This window comes from Leclercia barmai (assembly GCF_049312895.1).
GTDB classification, from domain to species: Bacteria; Pseudomonadota; Gammaproteobacteria; order Enterobacterales; family Enterobacteriaceae; genus Enterobacter; species Enterobacter barmai.
In genome coordinates, this window is the sequence record NZ_JBMNWZ010000004.1 from 296,444 (window position 1) to 312,847 (window position 16,404).

At 65.7% G+C, this 16,404-nt stretch carries 1 protein-coding gene; it reads right to left on the bottom strand.

Features of this window, described 5'->3' with window-relative positions:
• Window positions 1–35 precede the first annotated feature (35 nt).
• A complete protein-coding gene (locus ACOYA6_RS17145) occupies window positions 36–16,223 on the bottom strand; it encodes a BapA/Bap/LapF family large adhesin (RefSeq protein WP_422655067.1) in 16,188 nt (5,395 codons plus the stop codon).
• Between the last annotated feature and the right edge of the window lie 181 nt (window positions 16,224–16,404).

A 16,404-nucleotide genomic window follows, 5' to 3' on the forward strand; every position in this document is an offset into this window, starting at 1 on the left:
CCCGGGCGACAGGCGCCCGGGTCTTGTTATTAGCGCTATCCGGTGATGATATGATTCTGGTTAACCAGCTCCTCGTAGGTTGTCTGAACGTTATCCAGTGTTACAAGTGTAGTATTCGTGTAAGTATTTGCCGCTCCGTCTCTGTCGACGGAGATCACGGTATTGCCATTGCTGTTGGTGACGTGCAAATAGTTACCCAGCGTCGCGTTATCACCGTTCCAGCCCACCAGCAGATCGCTGATATCGATCTTGTCTCCCTGTGTCAGTGAGAAGTTGGTCCAGTGGTCGTTGCCGCCGTTGCCTGCCGTACCGTTCCCCGCCGTGTTGTTCAGCACTTCGTAAATCAGCGTGTCGCCATAGGCGCTGCCGGTGAAGGTATCGTTATGCTCCGAGCTGACAAATTTCGGTGCCATGTTGATGGTCAGGGTGGCGGTATCGGAGGTGCCGTTATCGCCGGTCAGTTTGTAGGTAAAGGTCTCCTTGCTCGTCATTGATGCCAGCGACACGCCGCTGTTCAGGGCGTAGGTGTAGTTGCCGTCCACCCCAATGGTCAGCACGCCGTAATGCCCCTGAACGGTGGCGGTGGCGGTGGCCGTGGTGTACGGATCCAGCGTTGTGGTGGTGCCGTTATAGCCGGTAATGCTCAGACGGCTGTCCACCGAATGCACCTGATCCAGCACGCCCAGCGAATCGGTACCGTCGAAGATATTGCCGGTGACGGTGTGGCCCGCGGTGGTGAGCTCATTGTTCAGGTACAGGGTGGTACCGGTGACGTAAGGGGTGATGGAGATCTGGCCAACCCCCAGCGGACCCATAGACCCGGTAAAGCTCAGGGTGTAGGTCCCGGCGTTCAGATCCAGATCCGGGAGGTTGATGGTGGCTGTGCCCCCCAGCAGCAGACCGCCGTTGAAGGAACCGCTTCGGGTCACCCCTGCCCCGGTAATGGTCCAGGTCACATTCAGGCCGCCCAGCGACAACAGGGAGGCGACGTTAAAGTGGAGGACGACGTCATGCAGGGCGGTGTTGGCCGCCACCTCAAACGTGCCGCTGCCCCGGCCTGAAGTAGAGGCCAGCAGGGCCGCGTTCCAGGTGGCAACACCCACAGTATCATCGCGATAGGCGGCGACCTGCGGCGTGGCATCCACCACCATCTCACGGCTGACGTCGTTGACCGCATCCAGCGCCACCGGCGTCGGGGTGATGTTGAGTGAAGCGGTGTCCTTATCGCCGTTCGGTGCCGTCACGGTATAGACGAAGGTGTCCGGCGTGCTGATGAGGTCCGCGCCCACCCCGGCACGCAGGGTGTAGGTATATTTCCCGTCGGCGTCGATCAGCAGGGTGCCATACTGTCCGTCAATGCGGGTGGTACCGGTGGCGTTCACGTCCACGCCGTTCACCTGCGTCACATGGGTGCCTGCCGGAACAATGTCACTCTGCAACACGTCCCCGGTGGTGGCGGCAGTGGTGCTGGTCACGGCATAAACGTGGTCCTCAAGCACGTTCAGACGATAGCCGGTCAGGGCGGTGATCCCCGAGACGGTGTTCAACAGGAAGATGTAATCCCCGGCCGGCAGGGTCAGGGTCAGCGGCGCGGAGGAGCCGCCCAGCAGCGGCGCGCGCAGCCAGCCTGCTTCGGTACGCATCCGCTCGTAGCTCTGGGTCGCCGGGTTGAACTTGTAGATATAGAGGTCAAACACCGAGGCCAGAGCAACCCCACCCACCGTACTCTGAATGGTCATGGTGCGGGTGGTGCCCTCCGCCACGCTGTACTTCACGCTCTCGCTGCGATCGTCCAGCAGGTTGAGGTTCAGCACGTTACCCAGGTTGACGCCCACTACGGTAAAGCCGCCCTGGCTCGATGGACCGTAGTCGATGGCGTGGACTTCGGTGCCGAAGGTCAGGGAGGCGGTATCGTCCACCGCTGTCACGCTGTTGCGCACCGTGTTTTCACCCAGGGTGATCACCAGGCGGGCGTCGTCCGTCGCTCCTTTCCCGGCGATGTTGTAGGTGAAGGTGTCGGTCCGGCCCAGCACCGAGGCGCTGGTGTTGGTCAGGGTGTAGGTGTAGCTCCCGTCAGCGTGCAGGGTCAGGGTGCCGTAGAGCCCGTTGATGGTGGTGCCCGCCGCGCCCGCCGCCACGTTGACGGTAACGCCGCTGGCGTTGGTGATGCTGGTGACCACCGTGCCGTTCGGCGCGCTGTCGCTCCCGCTTACCGGATCGGTATCGGTGATGACGTTACCGCTTGTCACCAGCGAGCCGCTCAGGGTGCCTGCCGTAGTCTGGACCACGTCCACGTCGAGGCTGGTGTAGGACCCGGTCGCCAACAGGTTGGAGTTGTAGCTCAGGACGCGGTACTGCCCGCCCTGCATCCCGGTGAGGTTCAGCGTCACGCCACTGGCCCCGAGCGTCAGCAGGTTAGCGAACTGCGGCAGGCCGGTATCCACTTCGGTGGTCCAGGTGGTGCCGTTCCAGCGCTGGACAATGATCTCCATGGTGTTGAGCAGGGAGAGCACGATGCCGGTGGCGCTGGCGTTGATCTCCATATCCGCGCTACCGCCGGTTGGCACGGTGAAGGTCACCTGAGCAGAGTTATCCCCCAGCAGCGACAGCACGTTGCCGACGCCGCCCACCAGCTGCACACCGTAGTCGCTGTACTGGGCGGTGCTGGTGGTGGCGTTGGTGGTCAGGGCCAGACCCACCACGTTGTCACTGGCCGACAGCGGCAGGTTTGGCGCAATCACCGTCCCGGTTGCGGAGGTGTTGCCCGCCGCATCGGTAGCGGAAAGGGTGATCCGCTCCCCTTCGGACTGCTTGTCGAGGAAGGTGTAGCTCCAGCCGCCCTGGGCGTTGGCGGTGGTGGTGACCACGCTGTTATCGCTCAGCAGCAGGGTGATGGTGCTGCCCGCTTCGGCAGTCCCGCTCAGAACGCTGCCGTCGGCGTTGAAGGTTCCCTGCGGCGTGCCCGGCGCAACGGTATCCACAATCACCGTGCTCAGCGGCGTGACCGGACTGGTGCCGACCGCATTGCCCGCGGTGGCGGTAAAGGCGTGGGAGCCATTACCCAGCGGCACGGTTGGGGTGTAGGTCCAGACCCCGGCCGCGTTGGTGGTCACCGTGGCTAACAGCACGTTGTTGTCGTACAGGGTGATGGTGGAGAGCGGCTGCGCGGTCCCGGTCAGCGTTGGGGTGGTGTCGTCGGTGCTCTGGCCGTTAAGCAGATTGCCGATGATGCTGCCCACGTTGTCGTTGACGCTGGTGATGACCGGCGCCGTTGGGATCACCGAGTACGGCATCCGCAGATCCACCGTCAGGCCCGCGTTACCGGCCCGGTCGGTGGCGAAGACGTGCAGCAGCTCGGCGTTAACCTGCGGCGTGGTAAGCGCGATGCTGAAGCGCCCGCTCGCGTCGGCCACGCCGCTTCCCAGCACGGTGACGTTGTCGGTGCCGAGAATGGTGACGGTGCTGCCCGCCTCGGCGGTGCCGTTAACCCGGCCACCGCTCTCCAGCACGCTGAAGCCGCCCGGTGCACCCGGGGCGATGGTGTCGACGGTGATCGCCGTCACCGGTGACGCCGCGCTCAGGTTGCCCGCCGCGTCGGTGGCGGTGGCGGTGAAGTTATGCACCCCGTCGGTGAGGGTGGTGGTGGTCTGCGGCAGGGTCCACTGACCCTGGGCGTTGGCCGTCACCTCGCCCACCAGGGTGGTGCCGTCGTAAATGCGCACCACGCTGTTCGCTTCGGCGGTGCCGTTGAGGGTCAGACGGGTGTCGTTGGTCGGATTGCCGTTGAGCACCGGCCCCTGGATGGTGCCCACGTCGTCCACCACTGAGGTGATGACCGGCGCGGTCGGGGCGGTGGCATCGACGTTAACCGTAAAGCCTGCGGTTGGCAGGCTGACGTTGCCCACCGCGTCGGTGGCGGTCACCGTCAGGCTGTGCAGGCCGTCGGCCAGCGGATTCGCCGGGGTAAAGCTCCAGGCGCTGTTGGCGTCGGCCACCACGCTGCCGAGCAGCAGGGCCCCGTCGTAAATGCTCACCGTCGAGCCCGCTTCCGCCGTGCCGCTGAGGGTCGGTTTCGCGTCGTTGGTCAACTGGCCGCTGGTGAGCGTGGTTACGGTGCCGACGTCATCCACGACCGATACCAGCACCGGCACCGCTGGCGGCAGGGTATCCACCGTCAGGCTGAAGGTGCTGGACGGATCGCTGACGTTGCCCGCCGCATCCGTCGCCACCGCCGTGAAGTTGTGGGTGGCGTTGGTGAGCGGCGTGGTCAGCGGGATCGTCCAGTTGCCGCTGGCATCGGCGGTAGCGGTGCCCAACAGTATGTCGCCTTCAAAGACCTGCACCCGGGCATTCGCTTCGCTGGTCCCGGTGAGCACCGGCAGGGAGTCGTCGGTGCGCTGGCCGCTAATCAGCGATCCGGTCACGGTGCCGACGTCATCCTGCGCCAGGGTAATGACCGGCGCGAGCGGTTTGACGGTATCGACAATCAGGGTGAAGCCCGCCGAGGCTTCGCTCAGGTTGCCTGCCGCGTCGGTGGCGCTGGCGGTGAAGGTGTGGCTGCCGTTGCCGAGGGCGTTCTCAGGGGTAAAGGTCCAGTCCCCTGCGGCGCTGGCCTGCACGGTGCCAAGCAATACGCCGTTGTCATAGAGGGTCACCGTGGCGCTGGCGGCCGCGCGGCCCGTCAGGGTTGGGGTCGCATCGTCCGTCACCTGGCCGGAGACGGTGATTGGCGTCTGGATGCTGCCCACGTTATCGGCCGCCGCCACGATGGTCGGAGCCGTCGGGGCGGTGGTATCCACCGTCAGGGTGAAGGCCGCGCTGGCAGGCCCGGTGTTGCCCGCCGGATCGGTGGCGGTCAGGGTGACGCTGCGCAGCCCCTCGGCGAGGGCGGTGTCCGGGGTGAAGGTCCAGCTTCCCGAGGCGTTAACCACCGCGGTGCCGATCGCCTGGCCGTCAACCAGAATGCTCACGATGGAGCCCGCTTCGCCGGTGCCGTTGAAGGTTGGGCGGGTGTCGTTGGTGACGCCGCCGTTGTTCACCGGGCCGGTGACGGTCCCGACGTCATCCACGACGGTGGCCAGAACCGGTGCCAGCGGGGCGACGGTATCCACGTTCAGGGAGAAGGCCGGGGAGGTGCCCGACAGGTTGCCTGCGGCATCGGTGGCGCTGATGCGCAGCTCGTGCGGGCCCTGGGTCAGATCGCTGGTCGGGGTAAAGCGCCAGTTGCCGGTGCCGTCCACCAGCACGGTGCCGATCTCCTGGCCGTTATCCAGAATGTGCACGGTGCTGCCCGCCACGCCGGTACCGATCAGCTCCGGACGGGCGTCGTTGGTGAGCTGGCCGCTGACCAGCACCCCGGTGTTGCCCGCCACGTCGTCGTTAACGCTCACCAGCACAGGCGTTGCCGGTGGCGTCATGTCGACGGTCAGGGTGTAGGCCCCGGACGCGGTGCTGACGTTGCCCGCCACGTCGGTGGCGATAGCGGTGAAGCTGTGCAAGCCTTCGGCCAGCACCACCGTTGGGGTGAAGCTCCAGATCCCGCTGTCGTTGGCGACCACGGTGCCGAGCAGACGGGTGCCTTCATAAATGGACACGCTGCTGCCCGCTTCCGCGCTGCCGGAGATGGTTGGGGTGTTGTCGTTGGTGACGCCGCCGCTGGCCACGTTGCCGGTCACCGGCCCGACGTCATCGTTAGCCCCGGTGATGACCGGGGTCGCCGTCACGGTATCCACCACCAGCGAGAACGGTGCAGAAGGCGGGCTCTGGTTGCCCGCCGGATCGGTGGCGGTGATGAGCAGGGTATAGGTGCCATCGTCCAGCGCTGCTGGCGGCGTAAAGCTCCACGCCCCGGTGGCGCTCACCGGTACGGTGCCAAGGACGGTGTCACCAGAATAGATGGTGATCACGTCGCCCGGCGTCGCGGTGCCGTTCAGGGTTGGCTGGTTGTCGTTGGTCGGCGTGCCGCTGACCACTGACCCGGTGACGGTGCCGACGTTATCCACCAGACTGCCGAGGGTCGGTGCCGCAGGCGGGGTGAGGTCGATATTCACCGTCGCTCCCGGCGACTGGCCGCTGGTTTCTGCGCCCACGGTGGCGGTGACGCTGAAGCTGTGGTTGCCTTCAGCCAGGGCCGTGGTAATCGGGAACGACCAGGCTCCGGTGGTGGCGTCGGCGCTGACGGTCCCCAGCGGCGTGGTGCTGCCGTCGAGATAGACGCTGACCAGGCTGCCCGGGATCGCCGTACCGGTCAGGGTTGGCGTGGCGTCGTTGGAGCTGAGGCCCTTCACGTTAACCCCGCCGCCGGTGCCGTTGTCATCCACAATGGCGTCGATAACCGGCACGTCCGGCAGGGCTGGCGTGGCCGGAACCTCATAGGACCCCGGCAGGCTGGTGTTGCCCGCCACGTCGCTGGCGGTCAGGCTCAGGGTGACCGCGTCGCTTTGCGGCGGGGTCAGGGCGATGGAGAACTGCCCCTGATCGTTGGTGACGCCGGTGCCCAGCACCGCGCCGCCCGGGCCGGTCACCGTGATGGTGGAGCCCGCTTCGGCGGTACCGTTCAGCGGCGTACCGCCGGAGACAATCCCGGTCACCACCGGCACGCCCGGTGCCTGGGTATCAATAATCACGTTCACCGGCGTGCTCTGGCTGGTGTTGCCCGCCGCATCGCTCGCCACCAGGGTCAAGGTGTGCGGGTTATCGGTGAGCGGCGTACCGGCCGGAACCGGCAGCGTCCACTGGCCCTGGGCGTTGGTCTGTACCTCGCCGATCAGCGTGTTGTCGGCATAGACGCTGATGGTGCTGAGCGGCTCGCCGGTACCGCTCAGGGTTGGCGTGCTGCTGTTGGCGTAGAGCTGCCCGCCCGCCAGGGTGCTGTCAGAGATGTCGAGCAGCTGCGGGATAGCCGGCGGTACGGTGTCGAGGGTAAAGGCGAAGTCACTCCCCGCCTCGCTGCGGTTCCCGGCGGCATCCAGCGCCGCCACGGTCAGGGTGGTTGGGCCATCTCTCAGCGCCGTCGAGGTGATGGTCCAGGTGCCGCCGCTCACCAGGCCGCGTCCCACCTCAATGCCGTTGCTGTAAAGAATGACCGTGGTGCCGTTCTCCCCGGTGCCGGTCACGGTCGGGGTGTTGTCGTTGCTGCTGCCGTTCGCCGTGACGTTGCCGGTAACCGGACCGACGTTGTCATTGACGCTGCTGATAACCGGGATATCCGGCACCTGGCTGTCGACGGTGACGGTCATGGCGCCCGACACCGGCGATTCGTTGCCTGCCGGATCGGTGGCGGTGAGGGTGAAGCTGTGGGAACCCTCGCTCAGCGGCAGATCCGGACGCCATGTCCAGTTGCCGTTGATGTCGACCACCACTTCGCCCACCGCGAGGTTACCGGTTGTGGTCTGGTCATAGATGGTGATGACGTCGTCCGGCGTGCCGGTGCCGCTCAGCACCGGACGGGTGTCGTTGGTGGCACCGTTGTTATCAACCGGGCCGGTAATATCGCTGACGTTATCCGTGACCACCGGCAGTTCCGGCGCATCCGGGGCCTCGGTATCGATGGTGATGCTTATCGGCTGGGATGGCGCACTCTGGTTGCCCGCGCCGTCGCTGTTGGTGACGGTCAGGCTGAGATCGTAGGTGCCGTTCGGCAGCCCGTCCGGCGGCGTCCAGGTCCAGGTCCCGCCCGGCTGGACGGTGGTTTGGCCGATAGGATCGGTGCCGTTGTAAATGGTAACGATATCGCCCTCGTTCCCGGTGCCGCTCAGGGTTGGGGTGGTATCGCGGGTGCTGCCTCCGCCGGTAAGGGTGGTTTCGCCGCCGCCGTCAGGGTTGACGGTGATCGCCGGGATGTCCGGCGTGGCAGGCGGCACGTTATCAATCACCAGGTTGAAGGTGCCGGAGGTGGCGGTGTTGCCCGCCGCATCGGTCACCGTCGCGGTCAGGGCGTGGGTGCCGTTCCCCAGCGGGGTGGCGAGCTGAATGCTCCATGCCCCGGTGGCGCTGGTGGTGGCGGTGCCGAGCAGCGTGGTGCCTTCGTAGAGGTTAATCTGCGAATTCGCCGGGCCGGTACCGCGAATCAGCGGCTGGGTTTCGTCGGTCGGCTGATCGCTGACCACGTCGCCGGTCACGGTGCCGGTGGTGTCTTCCGCCAGGGTGATAACCGGGGCGACAGGCGGCACGGTATCGATGGTGATGTTAAAGGCCACGGACGGCTCACCGGTGTTGCCCGCGGCGTCCTTCGCCACCACGGTGATGACCCGCAGCCCCTCGCCGAGAGGATCCTCAGGCGTAAAGGTCCATTCGCCTCCCGCCCCCACCTGGGTGGTACCCACTTCCACGCCATCCACCCGGATGCTGAGGGTGGTGCCCGCCTCCCCGGTACCGCTCAGGGTTGGCTGGGTGTCGTTGGTGGCGGTGTTGTTACCGATCGCCACCGGGGTGCCGGAGAGATCGTTGATCGCCTGGGTGATGACCGGCGCGTCCGGGGCGGTGGCGTCAACCACGATGCTCCAGCTGTTGGACGGCGCGCTGTTGTTGCCCGCGGCGTCCGCCGACTGCGCGGTCAGGACGTGGCCACCGTCAGGCAGCGGTGCCGTGAGCTGGATCTCCCAGGTACCGCCCGCGCTGACCTGGGTGGTGCCAATCAGTTCCGTGCCGCTGTAGAGCAGGATGGTGGCGTTGGCAACGCCGGTCCCACGCACCAGCGGCGTGTTGTCGTTGGTGGTCTGCCCGTCGTTAACGGTGCCGGTGAAGTCGGTCACGTTGTCCACCACGTCGGTAATCACCGGAACGGCCGGCGGCGTGGTGTCCGGCGCGGTTACCTGACCTTCCGCGCCGGTATTCCCGGCGATATCGGTCGCCGTTACCGTCAGCAGTTCGCCGTTCAGTTTCGGCGTGGTGAGGGTGAGGGAGAAGCTACCGTCGTCATTGACTACCCCGGTACCCACTACGGTGTCGCCGTCACGCACGGTGATGGTGCTGCCCACTTCGCCCCGGCCGGTAAGGGTGTTGCCGTTATTGAGGATAGTGAAGCTGTCCGGTGCCCCCGGGGCGATGGTGTCAACGGTGATGGAGATCACCGGCGACGCCGGGCTGATGTTGCCCGCCGGGTCGGTGGCGGTGGCGGTGAAGTTATGCACCCCGTCGGTGAGGGTGGTGGTGGTCTGGGTCAGGGTCCACTGGCCCTCGCCGTTGGCGATGGTCTCGCCCACCAGCGTGTCGCCGTCGTAAATGCGCACGATGGCACCCGCTTCGGCGGTGCCGTTGAGGGTCGGACGGGTGTCGTTGGTCGGAGCGCCGCTGAGGACTGGCCCCTGTACCGAGCCGGTGTCATCCACAATCGAGACGATGGCTGGGGCAACCGGGGCGGTGGCATCCACGTTGATCACAAATCCGCCGGTCGGCGGGCTGACGTTGCCTGCCGCATCGGTGGTGGTCACCGTCAGGGTATGTTCCCCGTCGCCCAGCGGGCTGAGCGGGGTAAAGATCCAGGCGTTGTCGGCCCCGACAAGGGCGGTGCCCAGCAGGGTGGTGCCGTCATACACGCTCACCGTCGACCCGGCTTCCGCCGTGCCGCGCAGGGTCGGGTTAGCGTCGTTGGTCAGCTGGCCGTTATCGAGCACTACGGTGGTGCCGACGTCATCGGTGACCGACACCAGAACAGGGGCCTCTGGCGTCGCGGTATCCACCGTCAGGGTGAAGGTGGCAGACGGATCGCTGGCGTTGCCTGCCGCATCGATCGCCACCGCCGTGAAGGTATGCTGGTCATCGCTGAGCGCTTCGGTGAGCGGGATGGACCAGTTGCCGCTGGCATCGGCCACGCCTTCGGCGAGCAGGGTATCGCCTTCAAAGATCTGCACCCGGGCGTTCGGTTCGCTGGTGCCGGTGAGCACCGGCAGGTTGTCGTTGGTGCTGCTGCCGCTGGTCAGGGAGCCGGTCACCGGGCCGACGTCGTCCTGGGCCAGCGCGATGGTTGGCGCAACCGGCTTCAGGGTATCGACAATCAGGGTGAAGCCCGGCGAGAGCTCGCTGAGGTTGCCCGCCGCGTCGGTGGCGCGGGTGGTAAAGGTGTGGCTGCCGCTGCTGAGGGCCTCGGCTGGGGTGTACGTCCAGTCGCCCGCTTCGTTAGCCTGCACGGTATCTAGCGCAACGCCATTGTCGTAGATCGTGACCGTGGCGTTGGCTTCGGCGCGGCCGGTCAGGGTCGGCGTGGTGTCGTCGGTGGCCTGGCCGGAGGTGGCGATCGGCGTCTGGATGGGGCCGACGTTATCGCTGATAGAGGTCAGGGTCGGTGCCGCAGGGGCAACGGTGTCCACCGTCAGGATAAACGGCTCGCTGGCCTCACCGGTGTTCCCGGCGGTGTCGGTGGCGGTGAAGCGGATGCTGCGGGTGCCTTCCCCGAGTGGTGCTTCAGGGGTGAAGGTCCAGCTGCCCGCGGCGTTCACCACCGCGGTGCCGATCTCCTGCTCGTCGACAATGATATGGATGGTGGCACCCACTTCGCCGCTGCCGGTGAAGGTTGGGCGGGCGTCGTTGGTGGTATCGCCGCTCGCCAGGGTGCTGGTGGCGGCGCCGACATCATCCACGGCGGTGAGCAGGACCGGTGCCAGCGGGGCGGCGGTATCGATGTTTATGCTAAAGACCGGCGAGGTGCCCGAGACGTTGCCTGCCGCATCGGTGGCGCTGACGCGCAGGTCGTGTGGCCCCGGCGCCAGATCGCTGGCAGGGGTAAAGCTCCAGTTGCCGGTAGAGCTCACCAGCGCGGTGCCGATCTCCAGACCGTTATCCAGAATATGCACGGTGCTGCCCGCCACGCCGGTACCGGTCAGTTCCGGGCGGGTGTCGTTGGTGACCTGGCCGTTGGTCAGCAGGCCGGTACTGCCCTCCACGTCATCGCTAATGCTGACGATCGCCGGGGTGGCCGGTGGGGTCATGTCGACGGTGAGGGTGTAGGTTCCTGATACCGGGGTGACATTGCCCGCGCTGTCGGTGGCGACCGCGGTAAAGACGTGCTGACCTTCCGCCAGCACGCTGGTGGGGGTGAAGGTCCAGGTGCCCTGGGCGCTGGCGGTGACGGTGCCAAGCAGCTTAATGCCATCGTAGATCACCACGCTGCTGCCCGCCTCTGCGGTGCCGGTCAGGGTTGGGGTGTTGTCGTTGGTGCTGCCGCCGTCGGCCACGTTGCCGCTGACCGGATCGACGTTGTCGTTAGCGCCGGTGATCAGCACTTCGCCCGCGGTGGTGTCCACGACCAGCGAGAACGGCGCCGAGCGCGGGCTCTCGTTACCCGCCGGATCGGTGGCGGTGAGGGTCAGGCTGTAGGTGTCGTCGTCCAGCGGCTGGGCGAGGGTGATGCTCCAGGCTCCGGTGTTGCCCACCGTTGCCGTACCGAGCACGGTATCCCCCGAGTAGAGAGTAATGACATCCCCCGGGGTCGCCGTGCCGTTGAAGGTCGGCAGATCATCGTCAGTCGCTCTGCCGCTGACGATAGCGCCCGAAACGGTGCCGACGTCGTCAATGACGGTGCCAAACGCCGGAGCGGTTGGCGCAGTAAGATCGATATTGACCGTGGCCCCCGGCGACTGGCCGCTGGTTTCCGCACCAACGGTGGCGGTGACGGTGAAGCTGTGGTTGCCTGCGCTCAGGGCGGTTTCAATCGGGAATGTCCAGGCCCCGGTTTCGGCGTCGGCGGTGACGGTGCCCAGCGGCGTAGTGCTGCCGTCGAGGTAGATGGTCACCAGGCTGCCCGCAATGGCGGTACCGGTGAGGGTTGGGGTGGTGTCGTTGGAGCTTCCGCCCTTGACGTTAACGTCACCGGCGGTGCCGTTGTCATCCAGGATCTCGTTAATGACCGGAACCGCAGGCAGTGGTGGTGTGGCGGGCACATCAAAGTCCACCGGAGCGCTGACGTTGCCCGCCGGATCGCTGGCGGTCACGCTCAGGGTCACCGCGTCGCTTTGCGGCGGGGTCAGGGCGACGGAGAATTCCCCCTGTTCGTTAGCGACGCCGGTGCCCAGCACCACGCCGCCCGGGCCGGTTACCGTCACGGTGGAGCCCGCTTCGGCGGTGCCGTTCAGCGGGGTGCCGCCGGAGACGATGCCGGTGACCACCGGATCGGCCGGTGGCAGCGTATCCACCACCACGCTGACCGGGGTGCTTTCGCTGGTGTTGCCCGCCGCGTCGCTCGCCACCACGGTGATGGTGTGGTTGTCATTCGCCAGCACGGTGCCCTCAGGCAGCGGCAGCGTCCACTGACCCTCGGCGTTGGCCTGGACCTGGCCCACGGAATTGCCGTCGATAAAGACGGTGATGGTGCTCAGAGGCTCACCGCTGCCGCTCAGGGTTGGGGTGGCGTTGTTCACGTACAGGGTGCCGTCGGCGAGGGTGCTGTTGGAGATCTCCAGCAGCTGCGGGATCCCCGGCGGTACGGTGTCGACGGTGAAGGCAAAATCACTGCCCTGACCGCTGACGTTGCCGGCGGCATCCACCGCCGCCACGGTCAGGGTGGTCGGGCCATCTTTCAGTTCCGGGGTGGTGATGCTCCAGCTGCCGTTGGTGACCAGGCCACGCCCGACCTCCACGCCGTTGCTGTAAAGGATCACGGTGGTGCCGTTTTCGCCGGTGCCGGTCACGGTCGGGGTATTGCCGTTACTGCTGCTCCCCGCCGGGATGTTGCCGGTGACAGGGCCAACGTTGTCATCCACGCTGCCGATAGTCGGGATCGCCGGGATCTGGCTGTCGACGGTCACGGTGACGGTATTAGAGACCACCGAGACGTTACCCGCCTCGTCGGTGGCGGTGACGGTAAAGCTGTGCTGCCCCTGGGCCAGTTCATCGGCAGGACGCCAGCTCCAGTTGCCGTTGACGTCGACCACCGCTTCGCCCACCTTGACGTTGCCCGCCGCGGTCTGGTCATAGATGCTGATGATGTCGTCCGGGGTGCCGGTGCCGCTGATCACCGGGCGGGTGTCGTTGGTCGCGCCGTTGTTGCCCACCGGGCCGGTGATTTCGCTGACGTTATCGGTGATGACCGGGGCGTCAGGCTGGTCCGGGGCCTCGGTATCAATGGTGATGCTCACCGACTGCGACGGGGCGCTCTCGTTGCCCGCGCCGTCTTTGTTGGTCACGGTCAGGCTGAGATCGTAGGTGCCATTCGGCAGCCCGTCCGGCGGGGTCCAGGTCCAGGTGCCGTCCGGCTGCACGGTGGTTTCGCCAATAGGGGTGGTGCCGTTGTAGATGGTGACGACATCCCCTTCAGTGCCGGTACCGCTCAGGGTTGGGGTGGTGTCGCGGGTGCTGCCGCCGGGGGAGAGAGGCTGCTGCTCGCCGCCGTCAGGGTTGACGGTGATCGTCGGCAACGCCGGGGTGCCCGGGGCCAGGGTATCCACCACCAGGTTAAAGCTCTCCGAGGTGGAGGTATTGCCCACCGCATCGGTGACGGTGGCGACGATCGCGTGGGTGCCATTTACCAGCGGAGTGGCCAGCTGCAGGCTCCAGACGCCGTCGCCATTGGTGGTAACGGTGCCGAGCAGGGTGGTGCCTTCATAGAGGCTGATCTGCGAGTTTGCCGGGCCGGTGCCGTGGATCACCGGACGGGTTTCGTCGGTCGGCACGTTGTTGGTCACATCGCCCTGCACGCTGCCGGTGTTATCTTCCACCCGGGTAATGACCGGCACCTCAGGGGCGGTGGTATCCACGGTTAACGTAAAGGCACCGGATTCGGCGCTGCTGTTACCGGCGGCATCTTTCGCCACCACCGTGATGTCGTGCGGACCATCCTCAAGGGCGGTGGCAGGGGTGAAGCTCCACTCGCCGCCGTTGCCTACCTGCGCGGTGCCGACCTCCACGCCGTCCACGCGAATGCTGATGGTTGACCCGGCCTCACCGGTGCCGTACAGGGTTGGGCGGTTGTCGTTGGTGGTGCTGTTGTTGGTAATCACGCCAGCGGAGTCAGGCAGATCGTTAATCACCTGGGTAATGGCCGGGGCGTCCGGCGCGGTGGCATCGACAATGATGCTCCAGGTGTTGGACGGCTGGCTGTGGTTGTTGTAACGGTCAACCGCTTCCGCCCGCAGGACGTAGCCGCCGTCGTCGACCAGCAGCAGCTCGGTAGACCAGTTGCCCTCGGCGTCCACTTCGGCGAAACCAACCTGATCCTCGCCGCTGTAGATGTAAATGGTGGTGCCCGGTTCACCGGTGCCGCTGATGACCGGATGGGTGTCGTTGGTGACCTGTCCGTCGAGAACCACACCGGTGATGTCATCCTCGTTATCCACTACGCTTGTGATAACCGGGGCCTCAGGCGGGGTGACGTCCGGGGCGGTCACGTTGGCCTGCGGCCCGGTATTGCCCGCCGCATCGGTGGCGGTGACCGCCAGCTCTTCGCCGTTCAGTCTTGGGGTGGAGAGGATGATATCGAAGTTACCGTCGGCATCAGCCACGCCTCTGCCGATCACGTCATCGCCGTCGCGAATGGTGACGGTGCTGCCCGCTTCGGCCCTGCCGGTGACGCTGGAGCCGTCCCCGGAGATTGCAAGGTCGGTCGGGGCGAGAGGCGGGGTAACATCGCCCACCACTACGTTAGCGGGCTGGCTCGCGTTCCCGGCGGCATCGGTGGCCACCACGTTGAGGGTATTCCCCTCGGTTTGCGCTTCGCTGAGCTCAACCCGGAATTCGCCGTTGGCATCGGTCAGGCCGGTGCCAATGGTCTCCCCGGAACCGTTGGTGATGGTGATGGTGCTGCCTGGCTCGGCGTTACCGATGACCTCGGTGCCGCCAGGGATCAGGCTGATGGTCGGCAGGGCCGGAGGCGTGCGGTCGATGGTGAAGGCGAACGGCTCGGAGGCGGCGCTGGTGTTGCCCGCCAGATCGGTCTCCGTCAGGGTGATGGCGTGCGGCCCGTCGGCAAGCGGGTTATCCGGCGTGAAGCTCCATTTGCCGTCCTCGCCCACGATGGCCTGGCCTACCAGCTGACCGTTGTCATAAATCCTGATGGTGCTGCCCGCCTCGCCGGTGCCGTTGAGGGAAGGGCGGTTGGCGTCGGTACTCTGCCCGGCGGTAAGTTGCCCCTGCACGCTGCCGGTGGTGTCATTCACCGTCACGCCAGATGGCGCATTCGGCGCGACGGTATCAACGGTAAGGCTGAAGGCCGGGGAGGCCGGTCCGGTGTTGCCCGCGCCGTCGGTGGCCCGGGTGGTAATCTGATGCGCCCCGTCGCTAAGTGCGGTGGCCGGGGTAAACGTCCAGCTGCCGTCGGTGTTCACCTGCGCGGTGCCGATGGCGTTGCCGTTGTCGTAAATCGTGATGGTGGAACCCGGTTCGCCGCTGCCGCTAAAGGTCGGGCGGGCGTCATCGGTGGTCTGGCCGCTGGTGAGCGATCCGGTTACGCTGCCCACGTCATCCGTCACGCTGGCAACGACCGGCGCTGCAGGAGGGGTGGTGTCTGCGGCGGTCACCGGGGTGCCCGGGCCGACGTTGCCTGCCCCGTCGGTCGGCGTGACGGTGACGGTCTCGCCGTTGGTGTAAGGCTTGCCGAGATCGACGGTGAATTCACCGTTGCCGTTGGTCTGGCCACGGCCGATGACGTTGCCGTTGGCATCGGTCACGGTGATGATGCTGTTGGCTTCGGCACTCCCGCTAAGTTTAGTGCCGTCTGCTGAGAATCTGAGGTTGCCTGCCGCGCCCGGAGGGGTAGTGTCGTTCGGGTCGGTGCCCGGCAGGGTTGGGTTACCGCCATTGCCGTTGCCGTTGTCACCGCCACCACCGTTGTTATTGCCGCCGTCACTGTCGCTCCCACCGCCGCCGCCGCCGCCGCCGCCACCTGCGGCCAGGGCAATACCCCCTGCGACCGCCACCCCGCCCAGCGCCCACGGCCAGATCGCCGCGCCTTCGCTTGTTGATGCGGTAGTGCCCGCCAGCAGGGCGTCAATGGAAGCAATCGACTGGTAACTTTCCCCTGCCATCGGGTCGGCAATCCACCACAGCGCGCCGTTATTCTCTTCCAGCACCAGCTGGCTGATGCCCTGATCGCCGCTGACATAGAAATTTTTGACGGTAATGGTTTCGCCATCGACCAGCTTAATAATCAGGTCGTTACCGTTGCGGTTGTACTCGAGAATGTCGGCCCGTTCGGCGTTAATTTTCACGATGGAGGAGTCGTTCAGTGTCACCTGAGACCCGTCGGTTACCGTCTCCACGTGCGTCAGTTTGGAGATGACAGTGATTTTACTCATGTGTGTTACTCCCGGCAGTGTGCAGTGAAATGGCGCGCATTTTTAGCCATTTCTTTTCAGCAGATTGAGCTCCACCCGAAGGGAAAGTGTTTATTTAAAACAGTGACCCAGGGTAATTATTTAAAAGTGATTACGGGCTGCCGATATAGCGATGGTGGCAGCGGTATATAGCCCTAGCTTC